This window comes from bacterium (assembly GCA_030693425.1).
Taxonomy (GTDB): Bacteria; Patescibacteriota; Minisyncoccia; order Minisyncoccales; family GWA2-46-15; genus GWA2-46-15.
Genome location: JAUYAM010000002.1, coordinates 249,477 through 267,443 on the forward strand (window position 1 = coordinate 249,477; position 17,967 = coordinate 267,443).

Sequence of the window (17,967 nt, forward strand, 5' to 3'; positions counted from 1 at the left end):
TAAAATGAGGGTGTTTTGTCTTTGTATTTTGTATCTTGTATTTCGTATTTTGTATTTACAGCCGATACTAAATACTAGATACTAAATACCAAATACTGGTTAGAAGGTGTCGTACTCTCTCATCTCCAGCTGGGAGTTGACGGCGCGGATCGTCTCCAGAACGACCGAGACGACGATCAAAAGTGAGGTGCCGCCGACCAAAAATTGGAACGCCTGGACTCCGGTTATCCCTTGGACGATTGAAGGCATGACCGCGATTAAGCCCAAAAAGAACGCTCCCACGACCAGCACCCGGTTTAAAATCATAGAAATAAAAGTGGCGGTAGAGGCGCCCGGTCTGATCCCGGGAACAAAACCGCCCATTTTCTGTAAATTGTTGGCAATACTCTTTGGATCAAAGGTGACCATCGTATAGAAAAAAGTGAAGACGAAAACCAGGACAAAATAGAGGATGCCGTAAACCACTTGGTTCTGAAAAAAAACTCCCATTTGCTTGAAAAAGCTGCCGACCGGGCCGGCCAGGCCGCCGAAAAAATTGGCCAGCATCGTCGGGAATAGCAGGAAAGATATGGCAAAGATAATCGGAATGACGCCGGCCGGATTAATATTTAAAGGCAGATAGGTGGAGACTCCGCCGTAGAGCTTGGTGCCTCTGACTCTTTTAGCGTAGGAAACCGGAATATTCCTTCGAGCTTCAGTGATCAAAACGACTCCGCCGATGATCGCCAGAGAAGAAACGAAGAAAAGAATGTAGGAGAAAAGCCGAGTCGGATCGTAAGTGGCGGCCATCTGGCGAATGTTGTTTGGGAACTCGGCGATAATGCCGGCAAAAATCAGCAGGGAAACGCCGTTGCCAATCTTCTTTTCGGAAATCAGCTCGCCCAACCAGACCAGCATCATCGTACCGGCGCTGATCGTCAAAAGCGAAGTCAAAAGAGCCAAGGGCTCAAGCTTGCCGACAATCCCCTGCTGATGGAATATTGAAAGCATGGCATAGCCCTGAAGCACGGCCAGGGGAATGGTCAGAATCCTGCCGTACTGATTGAATTTCTGGCGGCCCCTTTCCCCTTCTTCCTTGTAAAGCTTTTCTAAGGCCGGAAAGATCATCGTCAGAAGCTGGAGGATGATGGTGCCGGTGATGTAGGGTCCCAAGCCGAGCATGACGATCGACAGGTTGTCTAAAGCGCCTCCGGAAAAGATATTCAAAAGCCCGAAGAACTGGTTGCCCTCGAAAAACTGGCGGAGCTTTTCCGCTTCAATGCCCGGAATCGGGATATTGGCCATAATCCTAAAAATGGCGAAAATGCCCAAGACAAAAAGGACCTTATTGCGAAGCTCGGGCACCTTGAATATTTGCAAAACCTTTCTGTACCACATAAAAGCTTTTACTTAGTTTCAATGCTGCCTCCGGCTTTCTTGATTTTTTCTTGGGCAGACCTGGAAAACCGAAAACCTTCAAAATTCAAAGTTCTGGTCAGCTCGCCCTGCCCCAGAATCTTAATTTCCGGAGTTTTCTTCCCTAAAAACGAAACCAGCCCTTTTTGAGCCAGGGCTTTCAAAGTGACCGCCTCGCCGTCTTTAAAAGACTTGTCGATCTCGCTCAAATTCAAGGAAATCCTAAATCTGGGCCTGACTATCGATCTGTGGCCCCTGAGTTTTGGATACCTCTTGATGACATCCCTGATGAGCGGTTTCAAGAGCCTGCCAGAACGGGAATTTTGCCCTTTGATGCCTTTTCCCGAATAAGTGCCTTTTTTCCCGCCCCGGCCGATTCTTTTCCCCCTTTTTGGTTTATGATTTGGCTTCAGCTGGTGCAGTTGCATTTTTGGTTTTCTTAATTCTCAGCTTTTCCAGGGCCTCGATCGTCGCCCTGGCGTTATTCAACTTGTTTCCGGTTCTTCCTAAAATCTTTGAAGAAATGTTCTTGATCCCGGCCAAAAGACAGATCGTCCGGATTGTTCCTCCGGCAACTAATCCCCGCCCCTGGCGCTGAGGCTTGAGCAGAATCCTGGCCGGCCCGTATTTGGCAAAAACTTCGTGGGGAATGGTGTCGTTGACTATCGGAACCTCGATCAGATGTTTGCGGGCAATCCTGGTGGCTTTTTCTACCGCCTGCTGGACGTCAGAACCTTTTGAAACCCCGACCCCGACCTTTCCTTTCTTGTTGCCGGCCACGACCACCGCCCTGAATCTCATGTGCTTGCCTCCGGCCGTCACCCTGGTGACTCTAGCCAGGTCCAGGAGTTTTGAGTCGAATTCGGAAACCGGCTTTGAAAAAGAGCCTCTGGCAAATCCCGTTCTTCTTTCTCCTCTGTTTGGAACAATCATTGGTTTTAAGGGTTAAAACTTTAAACCGGCTTTCCTGGCGCCTTCGGCCAAGGCTTTCACCCGGCCGTGATACTTGAAACCGCCCCTGTCGAAAACGACTTTCTTGATTTTCTTACCTAGAGCCTTTTTGGCGATCAGTCTGCCGACTTCTCCTGCCTGCAGGGTTTTGCCCGCCTTCTTGCCCAGTCCAAAATCGGAAGCAGAAACAACAGTCTTGCCCTTTTCATCGTCAACTAGTTGGGCATAAATGTGGGCGATCGACCGGAAAACCGAAAGCCGCGGCCGTTCCGATGTCCCAAAAACTTTCGCCCTTACTCGTAATTTTCTCCTTATTCGTTTTTGCCTCGTTTCTTTTATATCCATATACTAGATACTAAATACTAGCTACTCGCTACTTCGTCGTGGCGGTGGTTGCTTTCTTGCCAGCCTTTTTCTTAATTACCTCGCCAAAATAGCGAATGCCCTTGGCTTTATAGGCGTCGGGCGGGCGGAGCTTGCGGATTTTAGCCGCCGTCTGGCCGACCAGGCTTTTGTCAATGCCGGAAATCCTAATGACGTTCTTCTCGACGCTGAATTCGATCCCCTCTGCCTTTTTGACTCTTAAAGGATGACTGAAACCGACCCACAAGACAAGATCGCCATTCTCTATCTGAGCCCGGTAGCCCAAGCCCTCGAATTCCAAAGCCTTTTGGTAGCCATTGACCACGCCTTCGATCAGGTTGGCGATATGATTCCTGGCTAATCCCCAAAGAGCCGGAATCTTTTTTAGCCTCCTTTTCTCGATCTTGCTCTCCAAAGAAAATGAAAGGCTGCCGTCTTTGATTTCGGCGATGACGCCGTCCGGAACCTTAAAGCCGAGCTGGCCTTTTGGGCCGGCCACCGAAACGTCCTGGCCTTTTATTTCTACCTTCACTCCAGCAGGAATTAGAATTAATTTTTTGCCTACCCTGGACATATAAGTTTTTCTGCGTCTGTTTAGCGTTTTGTTTCGCGTCAGTTTTGCGTGAAAACAGTGCCCTTATCGCAGAACTGACGCAGAACCGTACGCAGAACTACGCAAAATTAACTGGTTTTTTATTACCATATCTCGCAGATAACTTCTCCGCCGAGATTCTTTTTCTTTGCCTCAAAAACCGGCATCAGCCCCTTTGAAGTTGAAACAACGACGATGCCCGATCCCCTTTTCGTCGACTTTATTCTCTTTGCTCCAAGATAAATCCGCTGGCTGGATTTAGAAATCTTTTTAAATCCAGAAACCGCGGGCAAGCCGTTTTCATATTTTAAAGCGACTTCGAGCGTCTTTTTTGCGCCTCTCCCTTTCTTTTCCACCTTGCCGACAAAATGGAATTTCTCCAAAATTTTCAAAAGTTCGTGCTTAAAATTGGAAAAAGCAAAAGAAACCGTCTCTCTGGAAGCCGCCTGGGCGTTCTTGATTCCGTTTAACATTTGGGCAATAGGATCCATATTTTTTGCAGTTATTCAGCGGCTAGCTTCTAGCGTCTAGTTTCAACTAGTCCCTAGACGCTAATCCCTAGACGCCATTTTTTCACCACGATGACTTTGTAATTCCGGGGATTTGTCCGAGGCTGGCCGCTTCCCGAAAACAAATCCGGCAAAGGCCAAAATCCCTCATAAATCCCCTTTTCCTGCCGCACCGCCAACACCTCCTGACAATCCGGGTCTTAAACTTTGGCTTTTTGTTAGATTTTGCGATTTGGGCTTCGGTTGCCATATTTATGACTTAATTGGAAACCCCAATAATCTTAACAGCTCGAGACTCTCTTCTCTTGTTTTGGCCGTGGTCGCAATGGCGATTTCCAAGCCGAAAATCTTTTTGGCGCTTTCCGGAGAAACTTCGGGAAAAATGATCTGTTCCTTTAGACCGAGGCTCAAATTTCCCTCTTTGTCCAGGCTTTTCGGATCAATGCCCCGGAAATCCCGCGATCTCGGCAACGCGACCCTGATCAGGCGGTCGATAAAATCTGCCAGCTTCTCTCCCCTCAAAGTCACCTTGGCGCCGATGGCGACTCCTTCCCTCAATTTAAAAGAAGCAATCGACTTCTTGGAAAAGGTCAGAACCCCTTTCTGGCCGCAGATCGAAGCCAAGTCGTCCAGGACCGCCTGGCAAAACTTCTTATTTTCTTCGCCGGAAAGGCCGGCCACCTGCTTGCCGAAACCGGTATTGACCACCGCCTTTTCAATTCTAGGAACAGCCATCTTATTTTGATAGCCGAATTTTTCCATCATTTTAGGAATTACTTCCTTTTGATATCTTTCTTTGAAACGCATATGTTTAGTTTTTTAGGGTCTAGTTTCTAGCGTCTAGTTTAATTACTATCCCCTAGACGCTAACTCACTAGACGCTAAATCATATTTCCTGATTGCACTTTTTACAAACTCTAAATTTCTTTTTCTCCGTTAATTTATAGCCCAGCCTGGCCGGCTGGCTGCACTTCGGGCAGACGAATTTCACATTAGAAGCATCCAGGGGAACAGAAACCTGGATCGTTTCCCCCTTTTCCCCGGACTTCTTCGGCTTTAAATGCTTTTTCCTCAGGTTCAGGCCCTCGACCAAAACCCGATTTTCTTTTGGGAAAACCTTGAGAACTTTGCCTTTCTTCGATCTGTCCTTGCCGGAAATAATAATGACTTGATCTCCTTTCTTTATTCTCATTGAGTTTAATTATCGCTTATATTTCGCGTCTGTTCTGCGTCTTTGTTTCGCGTCAGTTCTGCGGCGTAGCAAAGCATTTCTCGCGAAACTGACGCAGAACCTCACGCAAAACTGACGCAAAAATCGTTTCAAACTATCTCTTCTGCCATGTTGGCGATTTTATCATAGCCTCTTTCCTTTATTTCCTTAGGGATAGGCCCGAAAATCCTACCGCCCTTGGGATCCTTGGTCGCGCCTTCAAGAATGACCGCCGAGTTCTCGTCAAAACGAACGTAGCTGCCGTCCTTCCGGCGAAAAGCCTTTTTCTGCCTGACGATCACCGCTTTGACGATTTCGTGCTTTTTCACCAGCCTCCGGGGCTCGGCTTCCTTGACGACGGCGACGATGACGTCGCCGATGGCTCCGCACTTTCGCTTTGAGCCGCCCCTGACCTGGATACATTCGATGACTTTGGCGCCGCTGTTGTCGGCCACTTTTAAATTGGTTAACAGTTGAATCATACTTCATTTTAACATTCTAGCATCCTAACATTTTAACATTTCTGATTGTTAGAATGTTTAAATGTTAATATGTTTAAATGATTTTCTTAATAACTCTCCATCTTTTATCTTTAGACATCGGCCGGGTTTCCTCAATAACGACCCTGTCGCCGACCCGGTAGTCTTTGTTATCTACGTGGGCTTTGTATTTTTTTGACACTCTGTATCTCGCTTTGTATTTCGGGTATAACTTCTGCCGCTCAACTCGAACTACGATGGTCTTTGACATTTTATCGGAAACAATTTTTCCTGTTAGTTGGCGTTTTGGCATGAAATTACTCCTCTTTTTTAGACTTCTGTTTCAAAACCGTTGAGATCCTCGCAATGTCTTTTCTCAACTCTCTGACCTCGCAGACGTTTTTCAGCTTGCCGGAAACCAGCAAAAACCGCAGGGACCGCTGTTTTTCTTTCAGACTCCGGAGATCGGCTTTCAGGGCTTCGTCCGGAGTATGGCTCCATTCATTTATTTTCTGTGATGCTTTCATTATGACGACAATTTTCGCGTTTATTCGTGTTCTTTTTCGCGTTGATTCGCGTGGAACAGTTTTTACGCAAAATTACACAAATAAGAAAGCGAATTGACGCGAAAAAATCTTATTTTGTTTTATGTCTTCTTAACAAACTTTGTCTTGATCGGCAATTTGTCTCCGGCAGTTTTCAGGGCTTTGCGGGCGGCTTCCTCGTCAATGCCGTCAATCTCGAAAATCAAGCGGCCCGGCCTGATCGGAAAAACATAGTGGTCGACTCCGCCTTTGCCGCCTCCCAAAGAAACTTCGTTTCCCTTAGTGGTCACCGGTTTGTCGGGAAATATCCTTATCCACATCTTGCCACCTTTTTTAAAATAGCGCAAAATGGCCCTTCTGCCAGCTTCTATCTGGCGGCTGGAAATCCAGCAGGTACCAAGGCTTTTTAAGCCATAGGATCCGAAGGCCAGCTCGGTCGCCCTGTTTTCTATCCCCCGAGATCTGCCCCTATGCCATTTGCGATGTTTTACTTTTTTAGGTAGTAGCATTGCTTTTTTATTTTGCGTCAGTTCTGCGTGAAGTTCTGCGTCAGTTTCGCGAAACAGTTGTTATGGACGCAGAACCGACGCGAAACAAAACGCAAAACAGACGCTAATCTAAATCACTCAAATCTTTCTCCCTTATAAAGCCAGACCTTTATGCCGATGGCTCCGTAGGTACAGAAAGCCGAAGTGTGGGCATAGTCAATGTCGGCTCTCAAGGTCTGGCGCGGCAATTTTCCTTTCTTGAGCCATTCTCTCCTGGCGATCTCGTTGCCGTCAAGACGCCCGGCCATCTCAATTTTTGCCCCCTTGATTTCCTTGTTCTCCATGACGTTTCCCAAAGCCTGCTTCATTACTCTCCTGAACGGAACCCTTTTGATAATCTGCCTGGCAATCGCCTGCCCGATCAGAGGAGCCGAGGTCCAGGGATTCTTCACCTCCTGGATCTCGATTCTGATGTCGGCGATCTCGGCTTTCTCTCTTTTCCTTTTTTTCAGGGCGATTAGTTTTTGTTTCAATTCCTTTTTTAGCTCTTCGGCGCCGCTGCCGCCCCGGCCGATGATCAAGCCCGGCCTGGCACTTTTGACGATAACGTTGACTTTGCCCGGAAACCTTTCTATCTTGACGCTCTCAATCCCGGCCTCTTCAAGCTTCTTTACCAAAAACTTCCTTATAAAAAAGTCTTCCTCTAAAAATCTAGGGAAACGCTTTCCGTAAAATCCCTTGGACTCCCAGCCGTCAATGCCTCTTATCCTTAAAACTTTAGGGTGGGTTTTATGCGTCATGTATAAATTTAAAACGCTTTTCTTCTAAAAAACCTTTTGGCTCCGGCCGGCGTTTTGGGCTTTGCTGGCTCTGCTTTTAGCCTTGGCTTGTCTGACATTATTTTTTCTTTGGCTATTCTGGGCTTTGCTTTTAATTCTTCCTTTTTTAAGACCTCTGGTTTCCTGGCTTTCTTTTCTGCGACTCCCCGCTTTAAGTCAAGGACGATCGTCAGGTGCGAGGTTTTTTTCTGAATCGGGGAAGCCCGGCCGCGGGCTCTGGGCCGCCACCTCTTTAATTTTGGACCCTCGTCAACCAGAACCTTGGCCAGATAAAGGTTTTTTCCGTCGAGTTGAAAATTATTCCTGGCGTTGGCAACGGCCGAGTTCAAAAGGCCGAGAAAAGGCCTGGCGCCCCTCTTGTTCAGAAATGAAAGCTCTGCCTGGGCTTTGACGACTTCTTTTCCACGGATTAAATCGGCAACCAGCCTGAGCTTGCGCGGAGCTATTCTCAAATGTTTTAGTTTGGCGATGACCTGCACGTTGTATTTAACAAGTTTTATTACTTAGTCGGTTTCCCTGCTGCTGGCTTGGCTTCCGTTTCCTTCGCTGCCTGCACCTTAGCCGCTTCTGTTTCTGTTGCTTTGGCCTCCAGCTCTCTCTGCATCCTGCCGCCGTGGCGGGAAAACTTCGTGCTTGGAGAAAACTCGCCAAGATGATGGCCGACCATTTCCTCGGTAATCTGAATCGGAATGAATTCTTTGCCGTTGTGGACTCCGAAGGTAAAACCGATCATCTCCGGGCAAATAGTCGCTCTCCTCGACCAAGTTTTGATTATCTCTCTGGCCTCGGGCTTTAAAGCCTTGATCTTGGCCAGCAGCTTTTCATCGATATATGGACCTTTTTTTAAACTGCGCGACATTTTTATATTATATTATTTTTTCTTTCTTCTTTCGATAATAAATCTGTCAGATCTCTTCTTTCCTTTCCTGGTCTTGACTCCTTTTGCCGGTTTTCCCCAAGGAGTTTTCGGATATTTCAAGCCGATCGGGGTTTTGCCCTCGCCGCCGCCGTGGGGATGGTCGGGCGGATTCATGGCTGATCCTCTGACCGTCGGCCTAATTCCTTTTCTACGATTAGTGCCTGCCTTGCCAACATTTTTAAACATATGCTCTCCGTGGGAAACAGCTCCCACGGTGGCAAAACAGTCGTCGAGAATCTTCCTGGTTTCTCTCGAAGGCATAACCAAATGGGTCAACCCGCCTTCCTGGGCTAAGACGGTGGCATTATTACCCGCGGACCTGACCAGTTTCCCGCCCCTGCCCGGCTCCAGTTCAATGTTAAAAACCGTGATTCCGACCGGAACGTTCTTAAGCCGCAAGCGGTTGCCCGATTTTATCTCGGCATTGTCTTTTATAAGCACTTCGTCTCCAACTTTCAAGCCCTGGGGAGCGATCACGTACCTCTTGTCCTTGTCCTCATACTCCAAAAGGGCGATAAAAGCAGTTCTGAAAGGATCGTATTCCAGAGACAAAACTTTGGCCGAAAGACCGATTTTTTCCTGGCCGAAATCCAAAATTCGGTAAAGCCTTTTTGCTCCGCCGCCCCGGTGGCGGACGCAAATCCTGCCGCCGTAGCCGCGTCCGCCTCTCCTTCTTAGAAACTTCAGCAGTCTCTTTTCCGGTTCTTTTTTATCTAATTCTTTATACATAGTTTAGACCGTGGCCGCCTCGATCTTTTGGCCCGGTTTCACCTGGATAATCGCTTTCTTGTAGCCTTTTTTCCAGCCCTGAACCTTGCCCAGCCTTCTTTTCTTGGCGCCCACCTTGATAATCCTTACTCCGATTACCTTGACTTTGTACAGAGACTCGACCGCTTTCCTGATCTCGATTTTGTTGGCTGCGGGAAAGACTTTGAAAACGTACTGATTGTCTTTTGAAAGAAGAGTGGCTTTCTCGGTGACGTGGGGCGAGAACAAAATCGCTGAGCCGTCGAAAACTCTCATCTTGGAAACAGCCGACTGCTCTTTGGGTTTTTCTGGCTCCAGTGTTTTCTTCGGCAAAGGTTTTTCCGCCTTTTTTGCCCTTTTTAGTTTTTTAAAAAATCTTTCGAATATCATATTGGTTATTCAGCTTCATCCTTTTTTGAAAACGCCCTTTTAAATGCCGATATTGACTCTTTCGTCGCCAGCAAATATTTAAAAGAAAGGATTTTCAGGGCGCTGAGGTTGCCAAGACCGACCGTCTCCAATCCCGGAATGTTCCTGGAAGCCCGGATGAAATTCTTGTCTAATACAGGCAGAACGACCAGAACTTTCCCCTTGTGGAAATCGGCGATTCTTCCCCTCAAATCAGAAATTATTTTGGAAACTTCTCTGGTTTTGGGCCCGCTGATATTCAAACTTTCCAGAACGATCAAATCTCCCTGCCTGGCCTTTGTCGAAAGAGCCATCAGAACGGCTTTCCTGGCCATCTTTTTGTTAATCTTCTGCTTCCAGACCTTGTCGTTCCTCGGGCCAAAGATTACGCCTCCGCCGCGCCACAAAGGAGATCTGATTGAGCTGTGGCGGGACCTGCCAGTTCCTTTCTGCCGCCAGGGTTTTCTGCCGCCGCCCCTGACCTCGCCCTTGGTTTTAGTGTGGGCCGACCCCTGTCTTTTATTTGCGCTTTGGGACCTCGCCACCTGCCACAGCAAATCAGAATTAAGCTTGACGTCAAAAACGCCTTTGGGCAGTAAGGTCTTTCCAGTCTCTTCTCCGCTCTGGTTGTAGACTTTGACGAACATAACTTTACGTAATGGTCTGTTTTTATACTCCTTTTATTTCTAACAAAGTGCCTCTTCTTCCCGGAACCGCTCCCTTGACCGCTATGATATTATTCTCTTTATCAATCTTGACGATTTTCAGGTTTTTGACGGTCACTCTTTCTGCTCCCATTCTTCCCGGCATTTTCCTGCCCTTGACAACCCGGCCGGCACCGCTGGATCCGGTAGATCCCAAAGTTCTTAACTCGTGCTTGGTCCCGTGAGTGGCAGACAGTCTGCCTTTGAATCCCCACATTTTGACGGCTCCGGCTGTTCCTTTGCCTTTGGAGATTCCGGAAACCCTGACTTTGTCGCCTTCGCTGAAAATTCCTGCTTCTAAACTGTCTCCTGTCTTGTAATTCTTAATTTCTGCTTCAGGGACCCTGAACTCACGGATGTGCCTGAACTCTTTTCCTTTCATCGTTTTTTTAATCTTCTTTGCTTTAGTGATTTTCTCAAAACCCAGCTGAAAAGATGAATATCCGTCTTTGTCTCTGCTTTTAACCTGGAGTATCTGGCAGGGGCCTGCTTCAATCAAAGTCACCGGAACCACTTTTCCTTCGTCGAATATCTGGGTCATGTCGATTTTCTTTCCGAGAATGAATTTCATAACCGCTGATTTTCGCTGATCTAAACGCTGATTAACGCTGAAACTGGCAACCCCGTAGGAAATTAAATATTTTCCGTTAAATTTCTTAACCGACTGTTTGTATAAAGCAAGGTTTGTTTCATTTGATAAGAATTAGATTGAAAAGAAAATATTTATTTATTATGTTTTTGAAATAATCTCTCTTGGTTACTCCGAAAGATTAAAGTCAATTATCTCTAAATCTCTGGTTCGAGAAACAACGAAAACATAATCATTTCCTACGGGGCAACGAAAAACTGGGCGCTAGCCCAGCTTTCCGCAGACTAGTTTATTTACGCTTTTCTTTAAAATGCTGTTTCAATTTGTTTTACCATCATAAAACAAAAATCTTTTTAAGTAAAGAGTTTCTCGCGCACGCGGTTCAGCGTCGTTCCGCGTCTAGTTCAGCGTTAGTTCAGCGGACTTTACATTTTTATCTCGATATCCACTCCGGTGGGCAGATTGAGATTTGTCAGGGCATCGATCACTTTCTGTCCCGGCTCTAAGATGTCAATCAGCCTTTTGTGGACTCTCATTTCAAACTGTTCCCGGCTGTCCTTGTGGACGAAAGTCGAGCGGTTGACGGTGTATTTTCTGATCTCGGTTGGCAAAGGAATCGGGCCCCTTATCTTGACCTCGAATCTCTGGGCAGTTTCAACAATCTGACGGCAGCTGGCGTCGAGTATCTTGTGATCGTAAGCGCGCAGCCTGATGCGCAATCTCGGCACTTCAATAGTTTCCGTTTTTTCTGAAGCTTTGGTTTTGGTTGCCATTACCGGATAAAACTGTTGTTAAGGTAATTCTCTGGACTGAAAGTTTACTTCGTAATTTTGGTGATGACGCCAGCGCCGACCGTATGTCCTCCTTCTCTGATGGCAAACCGTTGTTTCTCTTCCATGGCGACGGCCGTAATCAGCTTAACCTTAACGTTGACGGTGTCTCCGGGCATAACCATTTCCGTTCCCTCGGGCAAGGTGACGTCGCCGGTGACATCGGTGGTCCTAAAAAAGAATTGGGGCTTATAGCCGGTAAAGAACGGGGTGTGGCGGCCGCCTTCTTCCTTGGTTAAAATGTAAACTTCTGCGTCAAAATCGGTATGGGGAGTGATCGTTCCTGGAGCTGCCAAAACCTGGCCTCTCTGGACTTCCTCTTTTTTCAAGCCTCTCAAAAGGACGCCGACGTTGTCTCCGGCAATGCCCTCGTCAAGAATCTTCTGAAACATCTCGACGCTGACGGCCGTGGTCTTGATAGTCGGCTTCAATCCCAGCAGCTCGACTTCGTCGTTAGCCTTGACTTTGCCTCTTTCAATTCTGCCGGTGGCCACGGTTCCTCTTCCTTCAATCGTAAAGACGTCTTCAATAGACATCAGGAAAGGCTTGCTGGTTTCTCTAACCGGTTCTGGAATCGCTTCGTCAAGAGCTTTGACCAGGTCCAAGATCCCTTTGGCCCACTGGTCGTCGACAGAAGTGACGTCAAGAGCTTTTAAGGCCGACCCCCTGATAATCGGAACCTTGTCTCCAGGATAACCGTATTTGTTCAACAGTTCTCTGACTTCAGATTCCACCAAATCAATGATCTCCGGCTCATCGACAGCGTCAACCTTGTTCAGAAAAACGACCAAAGCCGGCAATCCTACCTGGCGGGCCAAAAGAATGTGCTCTCTCGTCTGAGGCATGGGGCCATCGGGAGCCGAAACCACCAGAATGGCGCCGTCCATCTGGGCCGCCCCGGTGATCATATTCTTGATGTAGTCTGCATGGCCCGGACAGTCAATGTGGGCATAATGACGGATATCAGACTCGTATTCAACGTGACAAACATTGATCGTAACGCCTCTGGCTCTTTCTTCCGGAGCCGAGTCAATTTCGTTGACGCCTTTCTTGGTCGCCTTAAAACCCTTGAGGTTCAGCACCTTGAGGATGGCGGCCGTTAATGTCGTTTTCCCATGGTCGACGTGACCGATGGTGCCGACGTTTACGTGAGGCTTTGACCTCTCAAACTTTTCTTTTTCTGCCATGATTTTTTTATGAATTAGTTATGCTGTTATTATTTTATTAACTTTAACAAAATAGTCAAGGACTGGCAAGAACTTCTACCGTCTCTTCCCCTCAATAATCTCCCGAGCGATGTTCTGGGGCATTTCCTGGTAATGGAAGAATTCCATGGTGAAAGTTCCCCGGCCCTCGGTCAGAGACCTCAAAGAAGTGGCGTAGCCGAACATTTCCGACAAGGGAACCTCGCCGTCGATAATCTTTGATTCAAGGCGATCCGAAGTTTCCTTAATCTGGCCTCTCTTGGAATTGAAATTGCCGATGACCTCGCTGAAAAAGTTTTTGGGACAGATTATCTCGATTTTCATGATCGGCTCCAAAAGGACCGGCTTTGCCCTTTTGGCAACTTCTTGGAAAGCCTGGATCGAAGCGATCTTAAAAGCGAGCTCCGAAGAATCGACTTCGTGAAAAGAACCATCGTAAAGGCTGACTTCCAGATCAACCATCGGGTAGCCGGCGACGACTCCTTTTTCCATGGCTTCCTTGACTCCTTTTTCAACCGCCGGAATGTATTCCTGAGGAATGATTCCGCCTCTGATGTCGTTGATAAACTCGAATCCTTGACCGGACTCTCTGGGCTTGGCTTTCAGCCAGACGTGGCCGTACTGGCCACGGCCGCCAGACTGCTTGATGTACCTACCCTCAGCTTCAGCCTCAATCCTGATCGTTTCCCGGTAAGCGACTTGGGGGCGGCCGACGTTGGCCTCGACGCTAAACTCCCGCTTCATCCTGTCGACGATAATCTCAAGGTGCAACTCTCCCATGCCGGAAATGATAGTCTCCCCTGTTTCCATATCTCCCTTGACTTTAAAGGTCGGGTCCTCGTCTGACAGGCGTTTCAGGGCCGTGCCCATTTTCTCCTGGTCAGCTTTTGTTTTCGGCTCAATCCTGACGGAAATAACAGGTTCTGGAAACGTGATATTCTCCAGAACTATCGGGTGATCTTCGTCGCAAAGAGTGTGGCCGGTGGAGGTAGTTTTCAGGCCGACGGTGGCCCCGATCTCGCCGGCATAGATTTCCTCGACTTCCTCCCTTTCATTGGCGTGCATTCTTAAAATTCTGCCGATTCTTTCCTTGTCCCTGGTGCTGGTATTTAAAACATAGGATCCCCTGGTCAGTTTTCCCGAATAGACTCTGAAAAACGTCAGGGTGCCGACGTAAGGGTCATTTGCGATCTTAAAAGCCAGGGCGGCAAAAGGCTCCTCGTCAGAAGCTTTTCTTTCTACTTCCTGGCCGGTTTTAGGATCTATGCCTTTTACCGGTGGCAGATCCAAGGGAGAAGGCAGAAACTGGATAACGGCGTCCAAAATAGTCTCTGCCATAATTTTGCGGCCGTCTCCTCCTAAAATCGGAAAAAACTTCCCAGACAGAGTCGACTTCCTGATGGCTAAAAGAAGCTCTTCTTCGGTCAGAATATTGTCTGAAAGGAATTTCTCAACCAGTTCGTCGTCAGCTTCAACCGTTCTTTCTATCAGTTCGGCTCGGTATTTTTCAACCAGCTTTTTCATGTCTTCTGGGATGGGCACTTCTTTCATTTCCAATCCCTGGTCGTCCGCATAGACAAAAGCTTTTCTCGTTATCAGATCGACGACCCCACAAAGATTCCCCTCCGACCCGATCGGCAGCTGGATCGGCGAGGCGCTGGGCGTTAATCTGTTACGGATGGAATCGACGCTCTCGTAGAAATTACCGCCGGTCAGATTGAGTTTGTTGATATAGCACATCCTGGAAACGTTGTATCTGTCTGCCTGCCTCCAGACCGTTTCCGACTGGGGCTGGACTCCTTCTTTGCCGTCAAAAACGACCACGGCTCCGTCCAAAACTCTCAAAGATCTCTGGACCTCGGCCGTAAAATCAATGTGTCCGGGAGTATCGATAATATTGATCCGAAAGTCGTCTTTGCCTAAGGGGCCGAAGTTCAGAATCTTTGTTTTCCAAAAACAGGTGGTCGCCGCCGAGGTGATGGTGATCCCCCTTTCCCTTTCTTGAGCCATCCAGTCCATTTGCGTCGAGCCCTCGTCGATATTACCGATTTTGTGGGTTTTGCCGGTGTAATACAAAAGCGTCTCGGTGGTGGTAGTCTTGCCGGCATCAATATGGGCGATAATACCGATGTTGCGGATTCTTTCTAAAGGATAGAGTCTAGGCATTTCAAAACTTGTATCTTGTATTTGGTATCTAGTATCTAGTATCCGAATATTAAATAATACTAAATACAAAATACTAGATACTAAATACTAGGTTAGTTATCGGGCAAAATGGGCAAAAGCTCGGTTGGCCTCGGCCATCCGGTGAGTATCAATCTTCTTTTTGACGGCGGCGCCTTCGTTGTTGGCTGCTAAAATTAGCTCTTCGGACAGTTTTTCCGCCATCGGCTTTCCTTTCTTGGACTTGGCCGCTTTGATGATCCAGCGCATCGCCAAAGTGATTTTTCTGTCGCCCTTGACCTCGACTGGAACCTGATAGGTCGCTCCTCCCACTCTTTTGGGCTTGACTTCCAATAAAGGAGCGGCGTTTTTCAGAGCTTCTTCAAAAACCTCGAGGGGCTCCTTTTTCGTCTTTTCTTTTATGATCTCGAAGGCCCGGTAGACGATTTTAACCGCCACCGTCTTTTTTCCCCGACGCATCACCTGGTTGATCAATTTTGCAACCAGAACGTTGTTGTAGCTGAGATCCGGCTCGATTTCGCGTTTAGTTACTTTTCCTCTCATAATAAAAATTATTTAGGCGTTTTTGTTCCGTATTTAGATCTTTCCTGTTTGCGGTTTTCCACTCCGCCGGCGTCCAAAATTCCCCTGACTATGTGATATCTGACTCCGGGCAGGTCTTTGACCCGGCCGCCTCTGATGACGACGACCGAGTGCTCCTGAAGATTGTGGCCTTCACCGGGAATATAAGCGGTGACCTCCATGCCGTTGGTCAGGCGGACTCTGGCCACTTTTCTCAGAGCGGAGTTTGGCTTTTTCGGAGTCGTCGTGAAAACCTTCAGGCAAACGCCTCTTTTGAAGGGGGAAAAATAATCCTGGGGACGATTTTTCAAAACATTAAAACCGTAGGTCAGAGCCGGCGTCTTGTCCTTTTTGGCAATCTTTTTTCTGCCCCTTTTTACGAGCTGATGGATTGTTGGCATAGGATCCGGAATCAAAAATTAAAAGTCAAAGTTAAGGATAGCAAATGATTTTTTTACTGTCAACGCGATTACCCGACCAAAAACTTAAAGACTGAAAAAACAAGGGTATTGAGGAAGCGAAAACCAAAGAGAACGAAAAACACCAGCAGAAACGGGCCGTACTGATGAAAAAAAAGCCTGACTCTGGAAAACTTTTCCGGCAGCAAAGAAAAAAGGATCGACGAACCGTCGAGCGGAGGAAAAGGCACCAGGTTGAAAAATCCCCACAAGAGATTGTACAAAATAATCGTCCCTAAGAGCTGGATCATTAGCCCAGGCAACGGGAAAACCCTGATGATGATGCTGAAAAAAACCGCCACCAGGAAATTGGCTGCCGGCCCGGCCAGGGAAACTTTCAACAGGCCCCACTTTTGATCTTTAAAATTATAAGGATTGACCGGCACCGGCTTTGCCCAACCGAAAAGAGGCCCCCGGCCGGCTGTCACCATGAATAGAAGCAAAGGTACCAAAACCGAACCAAAAGGATCCAGGTGCTTTAAGGGGTTTAAAGACAACCGGCCCTGGTCCTTGGCAGTGTTGTCGCCCAGAGCTTCTGCGGCCAATCCGTGAGAAACCTCGTGGATGACCAGGGAAAAAAGCAGAACAACTAAAGTGAAAATCGTAAACATGAAATTATCTTACCACAAAAGGTTGTAAAAATACAGGTTTTAGTGTAACATTAAACCCGAACTAAAACATTAACCAGCATTAATAAACGTCATGGCGAATATCTGCTCAATCTGCAAAAAAACTTCAACCGTAACCTGGAAGCTGAGAAAGCTCCGGGGAAAATACAACCCCACCATCAAAAGAAGAAAGTATCCCAATTTGCAATGGGTTCGTTTGAATAATGGGAAAAGAGTTCGAGCGTGTACAAAATGCATCAAGGCAATGGCTAAAACATAACGGTCTTAAAATCCAAATTTCAAAATCCAAATTACAAATAAATTCCAAATTCCAAAATTCTAAACCGTTTAAATATTTAAACTTTGGTCATTGGATATTGTTTGGGATTTGATGCTTGGTGCTTGGAATTTAATATTTACGGGCTGTAGTATAACAGTAGTATACCACTTTGGGGTAGTGGCGGTCCCGGCGCACCTCCGGGCAGCCCGACATCTAAACAAAAACCGTATGAAACTTCTGCCGGTTAAATGTAATTTCTGTGGAAAAAAGTTTTATCGCTCGATTGGCAGAATTAACGAATCTAAAAAATCTGGTTGGAAACAATTTTGCTCTCCACGGTGCCTATCTCGCCTTAGGACTACGAGACAATTTTTAACATGCGCCAATCCAACTTGTGGGCAAAAATTCTATCGAGAGATTTCGCAAATAAAGATAGTTAAAAGATCTTTTTGTTCTTCATCCTGCACCGCCGTTTTTAACAACCGCGAACGCTATAAGAACCTGCCGCCAAATCTATGCGCTAACCCTTTATGCAGAAAACCGATACCGCGTGGAAGGAAATACTGCTCATCAGCTCACCGCATTAACCCAAAAAAGATACCGGAAGATTTACACAGAGAGCAGATTATTAATCGGATCAAAGATTTCTATCGAAAGCGGAAAAGAATACCGGTTAAGCGAGAGATGTACGGCATTTATAAAACAGCGAGATACTTATTCGGTAACTGGAATAATGCGGTAAAGGCGTCTGGCTTTAAACCGAATCCGGTGATGTTTTCGGAAAAACAGATTGCCAACGATGGTCATATTTGCGATTCCGTCGCCGAAAAGATAATCGATAACTGGTTGTCTGCCAGAAAAATCATCCACCAAAGAAATGTCGCCTACCCCGAAAGTCCCTATACTGCTGATTTTGCCATCAATGGGAAATTGATAGAATTTTTTGGATTAGCTGGAGAAATGAAAAATTATGATAATATTATCTTAGAGAAAAGAAAGATATCTACAAAATCGAAAATCCCCCTTATAGAAATTTATCCCCGTGACCTGTTTCCTATTAAAAACCTCAATAGAGTTTTATCCAAACAATTACTAGCTTAAAA

At 46.8% G+C, this 17,967-nt stretch carries 26 protein-coding genes and 1 pseudogene; 1 reads left to right on the forward strand and 26 read right to left on the reverse strand.

What is annotated here, in order from left to right; genetic code table 11:
* Positions 1 to 99: 99 nt before the first annotated feature.
* The 26 genes and pseudogenes from secY to Q8N16_01880 form a co-directional block, all read right to left on the reverse strand.
* Positions 100 to 1,377, reverse strand: coding sequence for a preprotein translocase subunit SecY (gene secY / locus Q8N16_01755; protein ID MDP3093465.1), 1,278 nt, complete (start codon positions 1,375 to 1,377; stop codon positions 100 to 102).
* 8 nt (positions 1,378 to 1,385) lie between these two features.
* Entirely contained in the window at positions 1,386 to 1,823 is a 438-nt protein-coding gene (gene rplO / locus Q8N16_01760; GenBank protein ID MDP3093466.1) for a 50S ribosomal protein L15, read from the reverse strand.
* Entirely contained in the window at positions 1,792 to 2,328 is a 537-nt protein-coding gene (locus Q8N16_01765; GenBank protein ID MDP3093467.1) for a 30S ribosomal protein S5, read from the reverse strand. The genes rplO and Q8N16_01765 overlap by 32 nt, the downstream gene beginning before the upstream one ends.
* A 12-nt stretch (positions 2,329 to 2,340) precedes the next feature.
* The gene (rplR, locus tag Q8N16_01770) at positions 2,341 to 2,691 is read right to left on the reverse strand and encodes a 50S ribosomal protein L18 (GenBank protein MDP3093468.1); all 351 of its coding nucleotides are present in this window, start codon (positions 2,689 to 2,691) and stop codon (positions 2,341 to 2,343) included.
* A 28-nt stretch (positions 2,692 to 2,719) separates the two neighbouring features.
* A complete protein-coding gene (gene rplF / locus Q8N16_01775; protein MDP3093469.1) occupies positions 2,720 to 3,283 on the reverse strand; it encodes a 50S ribosomal protein L6 in 564 nt (187 codons plus the stop codon).
* Between the two features lie 122 nt (positions 3,284 to 3,405).
* A complete protein-coding gene (gene rpsH, locus Q8N16_01780; GenBank protein ID MDP3093470.1) occupies positions 3,406 to 3,792 on the reverse strand; it encodes a 30S ribosomal protein S8 in 387 nt (128 codons plus the stop codon).
* Between the two features lie 82 nt (positions 3,793 to 3,874).
* Positions 3,875 to 4,060, reverse strand: coding sequence for a type Z 30S ribosomal protein S14 (locus tag Q8N16_01785; GenBank protein MDP3093471.1), 186 nt, complete (start codon positions 4,058 to 4,060; stop codon positions 3,875 to 3,877).
* Positions 4,061 to 4,062: 2 nt separating this feature from the next.
* Positions 4,063 to 4,617, reverse strand: coding sequence for a 50S ribosomal protein L5 (gene rplE, locus Q8N16_01790; GenBank protein MDP3093472.1), 555 nt, complete (start codon positions 4,615 to 4,617; stop codon positions 4,063 to 4,065).
* Between the two features lie 79 nt (positions 4,618 to 4,696).
* Positions 4,697 to 5,002 (reverse strand): 50S ribosomal protein L24, encoded by a 306-nt coding sequence (gene rplX, locus Q8N16_01795; GenBank protein MDP3093473.1) that lies wholly within the window; start codon positions 5,000 to 5,002, stop codon positions 4,697 to 4,699.
* A gap of 128 nt (positions 5,003 to 5,130) precedes the next feature.
* Positions 5,131 to 5,502: a 50S ribosomal protein L14 gene (rplN, locus tag Q8N16_01800; GenBank protein MDP3093474.1), complete on the reverse strand. Its 372-nt coding sequence runs from the start codon at positions 5,500 to 5,502 to the stop codon at positions 5,131 to 5,133.
* 73 nt (positions 5,503 to 5,575) lie between these two features.
* Positions 5,576 to 5,812: a 30S ribosomal protein S17 gene (gene rpsQ, locus Q8N16_01805; GenBank protein MDP3093475.1), complete on the reverse strand. Its 237-nt coding sequence runs from the start codon at positions 5,810 to 5,812 to the stop codon at positions 5,576 to 5,578.
* Positions 5,813 to 5,816: 4 nt separating this feature from the next.
* Positions 5,817 to 6,026, reverse strand: a complete 210-nt coding sequence (gene rpmC / locus Q8N16_01810; protein ID MDP3093476.1) for a 50S ribosomal protein L29 — start codon at positions 6,024 to 6,026, stop codon at positions 5,817 to 5,819.
* 119 nt (positions 6,027 to 6,145) lie between these two features.
* Positions 6,146 to 6,553, reverse strand: a complete 408-nt coding sequence (gene rplP / locus Q8N16_01815) for a 50S ribosomal protein L16 (protein ID MDP3093477.1) — start codon at positions 6,551 to 6,553, stop codon at positions 6,146 to 6,148.
* Between the two features lie 113 nt (positions 6,554 to 6,666).
* Entirely contained in the window at positions 6,667 to 7,332 is a 666-nt protein-coding gene (rpsC, locus tag Q8N16_01820; protein MDP3093478.1) for a 30S ribosomal protein S3, read from the reverse strand.
* Between the two features lie 197 nt (positions 7,333 to 7,529).
* Positions 7,530 to 7,850 (reverse strand): annotated as a pseudogene (rplV, locus tag Q8N16_01825) (50S ribosomal protein L22).
* Positions 7,851 to 7,870: 20 nt separating this feature from the next.
* Positions 7,871 to 8,230: a 30S ribosomal protein S19 gene (rpsS, locus tag Q8N16_01830; protein ID MDP3093479.1), complete on the reverse strand. Its 360-nt coding sequence runs from the start codon at positions 8,228 to 8,230 to the stop codon at positions 7,871 to 7,873.
* 12 nt (positions 8,231 to 8,242) lie between these two features.
* A complete protein-coding gene (rplB, locus tag Q8N16_01835) occupies positions 8,243 to 9,019 on the reverse strand; it encodes a 50S ribosomal protein L2 (protein ID MDP3093480.1) in 777 nt (258 codons plus the stop codon).
* A 3-nt stretch (positions 9,020 to 9,022) separates the two neighbouring features.
* A complete protein-coding gene (rplW, locus tag Q8N16_01840) occupies positions 9,023 to 9,427 on the reverse strand; it encodes a 50S ribosomal protein L23 (GenBank protein MDP3093481.1) in 405 nt (134 codons plus the stop codon).
* Between the two features lie 5 nt (positions 9,428 to 9,432).
* Positions 9,433 to 10,092: a 50S ribosomal protein L4 gene (gene rplD, locus Q8N16_01845; GenBank protein MDP3093482.1), complete on the reverse strand. Its 660-nt coding sequence runs from the start codon at positions 10,090 to 10,092 to the stop codon at positions 9,433 to 9,435.
* A 22-nt stretch (positions 10,093 to 10,114) separates the two neighbouring features.
* Positions 10,115 to 10,720 carry a 50S ribosomal protein L3 gene (gene rplC, locus Q8N16_01850; protein MDP3093483.1) on the reverse strand — a complete coding sequence of 202 codons (606 nt, stop codon included), beginning with the start codon at positions 10,718 to 10,720 and terminating at the stop codon, positions 10,115 to 10,117.
* Between the two features lie 443 nt (positions 10,721 to 11,163).
* Complete coding sequence (gene rpsJ, locus Q8N16_01855; GenBank protein ID MDP3093484.1) at positions 11,164 to 11,472, reverse strand: 30S ribosomal protein S10; 309 nt, start codon at positions 11,470 to 11,472, stop codon at positions 11,164 to 11,166.
* Positions 11,473 to 11,555: 83 nt separating this feature from the next.
* Positions 11,556 to 12,755, reverse strand: a complete 1,200-nt coding sequence (tuf, locus tag Q8N16_01860) for an elongation factor Tu (GenBank protein MDP3093485.1) — start codon at positions 12,753 to 12,755, stop codon at positions 11,556 to 11,558.
* A 75-nt stretch (positions 12,756 to 12,830) separates the two neighbouring features.
* Positions 12,831 to 14,939: an elongation factor G gene (gene fusA / locus Q8N16_01865; GenBank protein ID MDP3093486.1), complete on the reverse strand. Its 2,109-nt coding sequence runs from the start codon at positions 14,937 to 14,939 to the stop codon at positions 12,831 to 12,833.
* Between the two features lie 96 nt (positions 14,940 to 15,035).
* Entirely contained in the window at positions 15,036 to 15,500 is a 465-nt protein-coding gene (gene rpsG, locus Q8N16_01870) for a 30S ribosomal protein S7 (protein MDP3093487.1), read from the reverse strand.
* An 8-nt stretch (positions 15,501 to 15,508) separates the two neighbouring features.
* Positions 15,509 to 15,919, reverse strand: coding sequence for a 30S ribosomal protein S12 (gene rpsL, locus Q8N16_01875; protein MDP3093488.1), 411 nt, complete (start codon positions 15,917 to 15,919; stop codon positions 15,509 to 15,511).
* Between the two features lie 68 nt (positions 15,920 to 15,987).
* Positions 15,988 to 16,587 (reverse strand): site-2 protease family protein, encoded by a 600-nt coding sequence (locus Q8N16_01880; protein ID MDP3093489.1) that lies wholly within the window; start codon positions 16,585 to 16,587, stop codon positions 15,988 to 15,990.
* Positions 16,588 to 17,092: 505 nt separating this feature from the next.
* Here Q8N16_01880 and Q8N16_01885 point away from each other — a divergent pair.
* Positions 17,093 to 17,965, forward strand: coding sequence for a hypothetical protein (locus tag Q8N16_01885; protein ID MDP3093490.1), 873 nt, complete (start codon positions 17,093 to 17,095; stop codon positions 17,963 to 17,965).
* Positions 17,966 to 17,967 lie beyond the last annotated feature (2 nt).

What these genes read in the sequence shown, in the direction of transcription:
- tuf (MDP3093485.1), bottom strand. Translation starts at nt 12,755, where the DNA reads ATGGCAGAAAAAGAAAAGTTTGAGAGGTCAAAGCCTCACGTAAACGTC.
- rpsQ (MDP3093475.1), bottom strand. Translation starts at nt 5,812, where the DNA reads ATGCCAAAACGCCAACTAACAGGAAAAATTGTTTCCGATAAAATGTCA.
- rplO (MDP3093466.1), bottom strand. Translation starts at nt 1,823, where the DNA reads ATGCAACTGCACCAGCTGAAGCCAAATCATAAACCAAAAAGGGGGAAA.
- secY (MDP3093465.1), bottom strand. Translation starts at nt 1,377, where the DNA reads ATGTGGTACAGAAAGGTTTTGCAAATATTCAAGGTGCCCGAGCTTCGC.
- fusA (MDP3093486.1), bottom strand. Translation starts at nt 14,939, where the DNA reads ATGCCTAGACTCTATCCTTTAGAAAGAATCCGCAACATCGGTATTATC.
- rplF (MDP3093469.1), bottom strand. Translation starts at nt 3,283, where the DNA reads ATGTCCAGGGTAGGCAAAAAATTAATTCTAATTCCTGCTGGAGTGAAG.
- rplR (MDP3093468.1), bottom strand. Translation starts at nt 2,691, where the DNA reads ATGGATATAAAAGAAACGAGGCAAAAACGAATAAGGAGAAAATTACGA.
- rpsG (MDP3093487.1), bottom strand. Translation starts at nt 15,500, where the DNA reads ATGAGAGGAAAAGTAACTAAACGCGAAATCGAGCCGGATCTCAGCTAC.
- rplX (MDP3093473.1), bottom strand. Translation starts at nt 5,002, where the DNA reads ATGAGAATAAAGAAAGGAGATCAAGTCATTATTATTTCCGGCAAGGAC.
- Q8N16_01765 (MDP3093467.1), bottom strand. Translation starts at nt 2,328, where the DNA reads ATGATTGTTCCAAACAGAGGAGAAAGAAGAACGGGATTTGCCAGAGGC.
- rpsH (MDP3093470.1), bottom strand. Translation starts at nt 3,792, where the DNA reads ATGGATCCTATTGCCCAAATGTTAAACGGAATCAAGAACGCCCAGGCG.
- rplN (MDP3093474.1), bottom strand. Translation starts at nt 5,502, where the DNA reads ATGATTCAACTGTTAACCAATTTAAAAGTGGCCGACAACAGCGGCGCC.
- rpmC (MDP3093476.1), bottom strand. Translation starts at nt 6,026, where the DNA reads ATGAAAGCATCACAGAAAATAAATGAATGGAGCCATACTCCGGACGAA.
- Q8N16_01885 (MDP3093490.1), top strand. Translation starts at nt 17,093, where the DNA reads ATGAAACTTCTGCCGGTTAAATGTAATTTCTGTGGAAAAAAGTTTTAT.
- rpsL (MDP3093488.1), bottom strand. Translation starts at nt 15,919, where the DNA reads ATGCCAACAATCCATCAGCTCGTAAAAAGGGGCAGAAAAAAGATTGCC.
- rplB (MDP3093480.1), bottom strand. Translation starts at nt 9,019, where the DNA reads ATGTATAAAGAATTAGATAAAAAAGAACCGGAAAAGAGACTGCTGAAG.
- Q8N16_01785 (MDP3093471.1), bottom strand. Translation starts at nt 4,060, where the DNA reads ATGGCAACCGAAGCCCAAATCGCAAAATCTAACAAAAAGCCAAAGTTT.
- rpsC (MDP3093478.1), bottom strand. Translation starts at nt 7,332, where the DNA reads ATGACGCATAAAACCCACCCTAAAGTTTTAAGGATAAGAGGCATTGAC.
- rplD (MDP3093482.1), bottom strand. Translation starts at nt 10,092, where the DNA reads ATGTTCGTCAAAGTCTACAACCAGAGCGGAGAAGAGACTGGAAAGACC.
- rplC (MDP3093483.1), bottom strand. Translation starts at nt 10,720, where the DNA reads ATGAAATTCATTCTCGGAAAGAAAATCGACATGACCCAGATATTCGAC.
- rpsS (MDP3093479.1), bottom strand. Translation starts at nt 8,230, where the DNA reads ATGTCGCGCAGTTTAAAAAAAGGTCCATATATCGATGAAAAGCTGCTG.
- rplW (MDP3093481.1), bottom strand. Translation starts at nt 9,427, where the DNA reads ATGATATTCGAAAGATTTTTTAAAAAACTAAAAAGGGCAAAAAAGGCG.
- Q8N16_01880 (MDP3093489.1), bottom strand. Translation starts at nt 16,587, where the DNA reads ATGTTTACGATTTTCACTTTAGTTGTTCTGCTTTTTTCCCTGGTCATC.
- rplP (MDP3093477.1), bottom strand. Translation starts at nt 6,553, where the DNA reads ATGCTACTACCTAAAAAAGTAAAACATCGCAAATGGCATAGGGGCAGA.
- rplE (MDP3093472.1), bottom strand. Translation starts at nt 4,617, where the DNA reads ATGCGTTTCAAAGAAAGATATCAAAAGGAAGTAATTCCTAAAATGATG.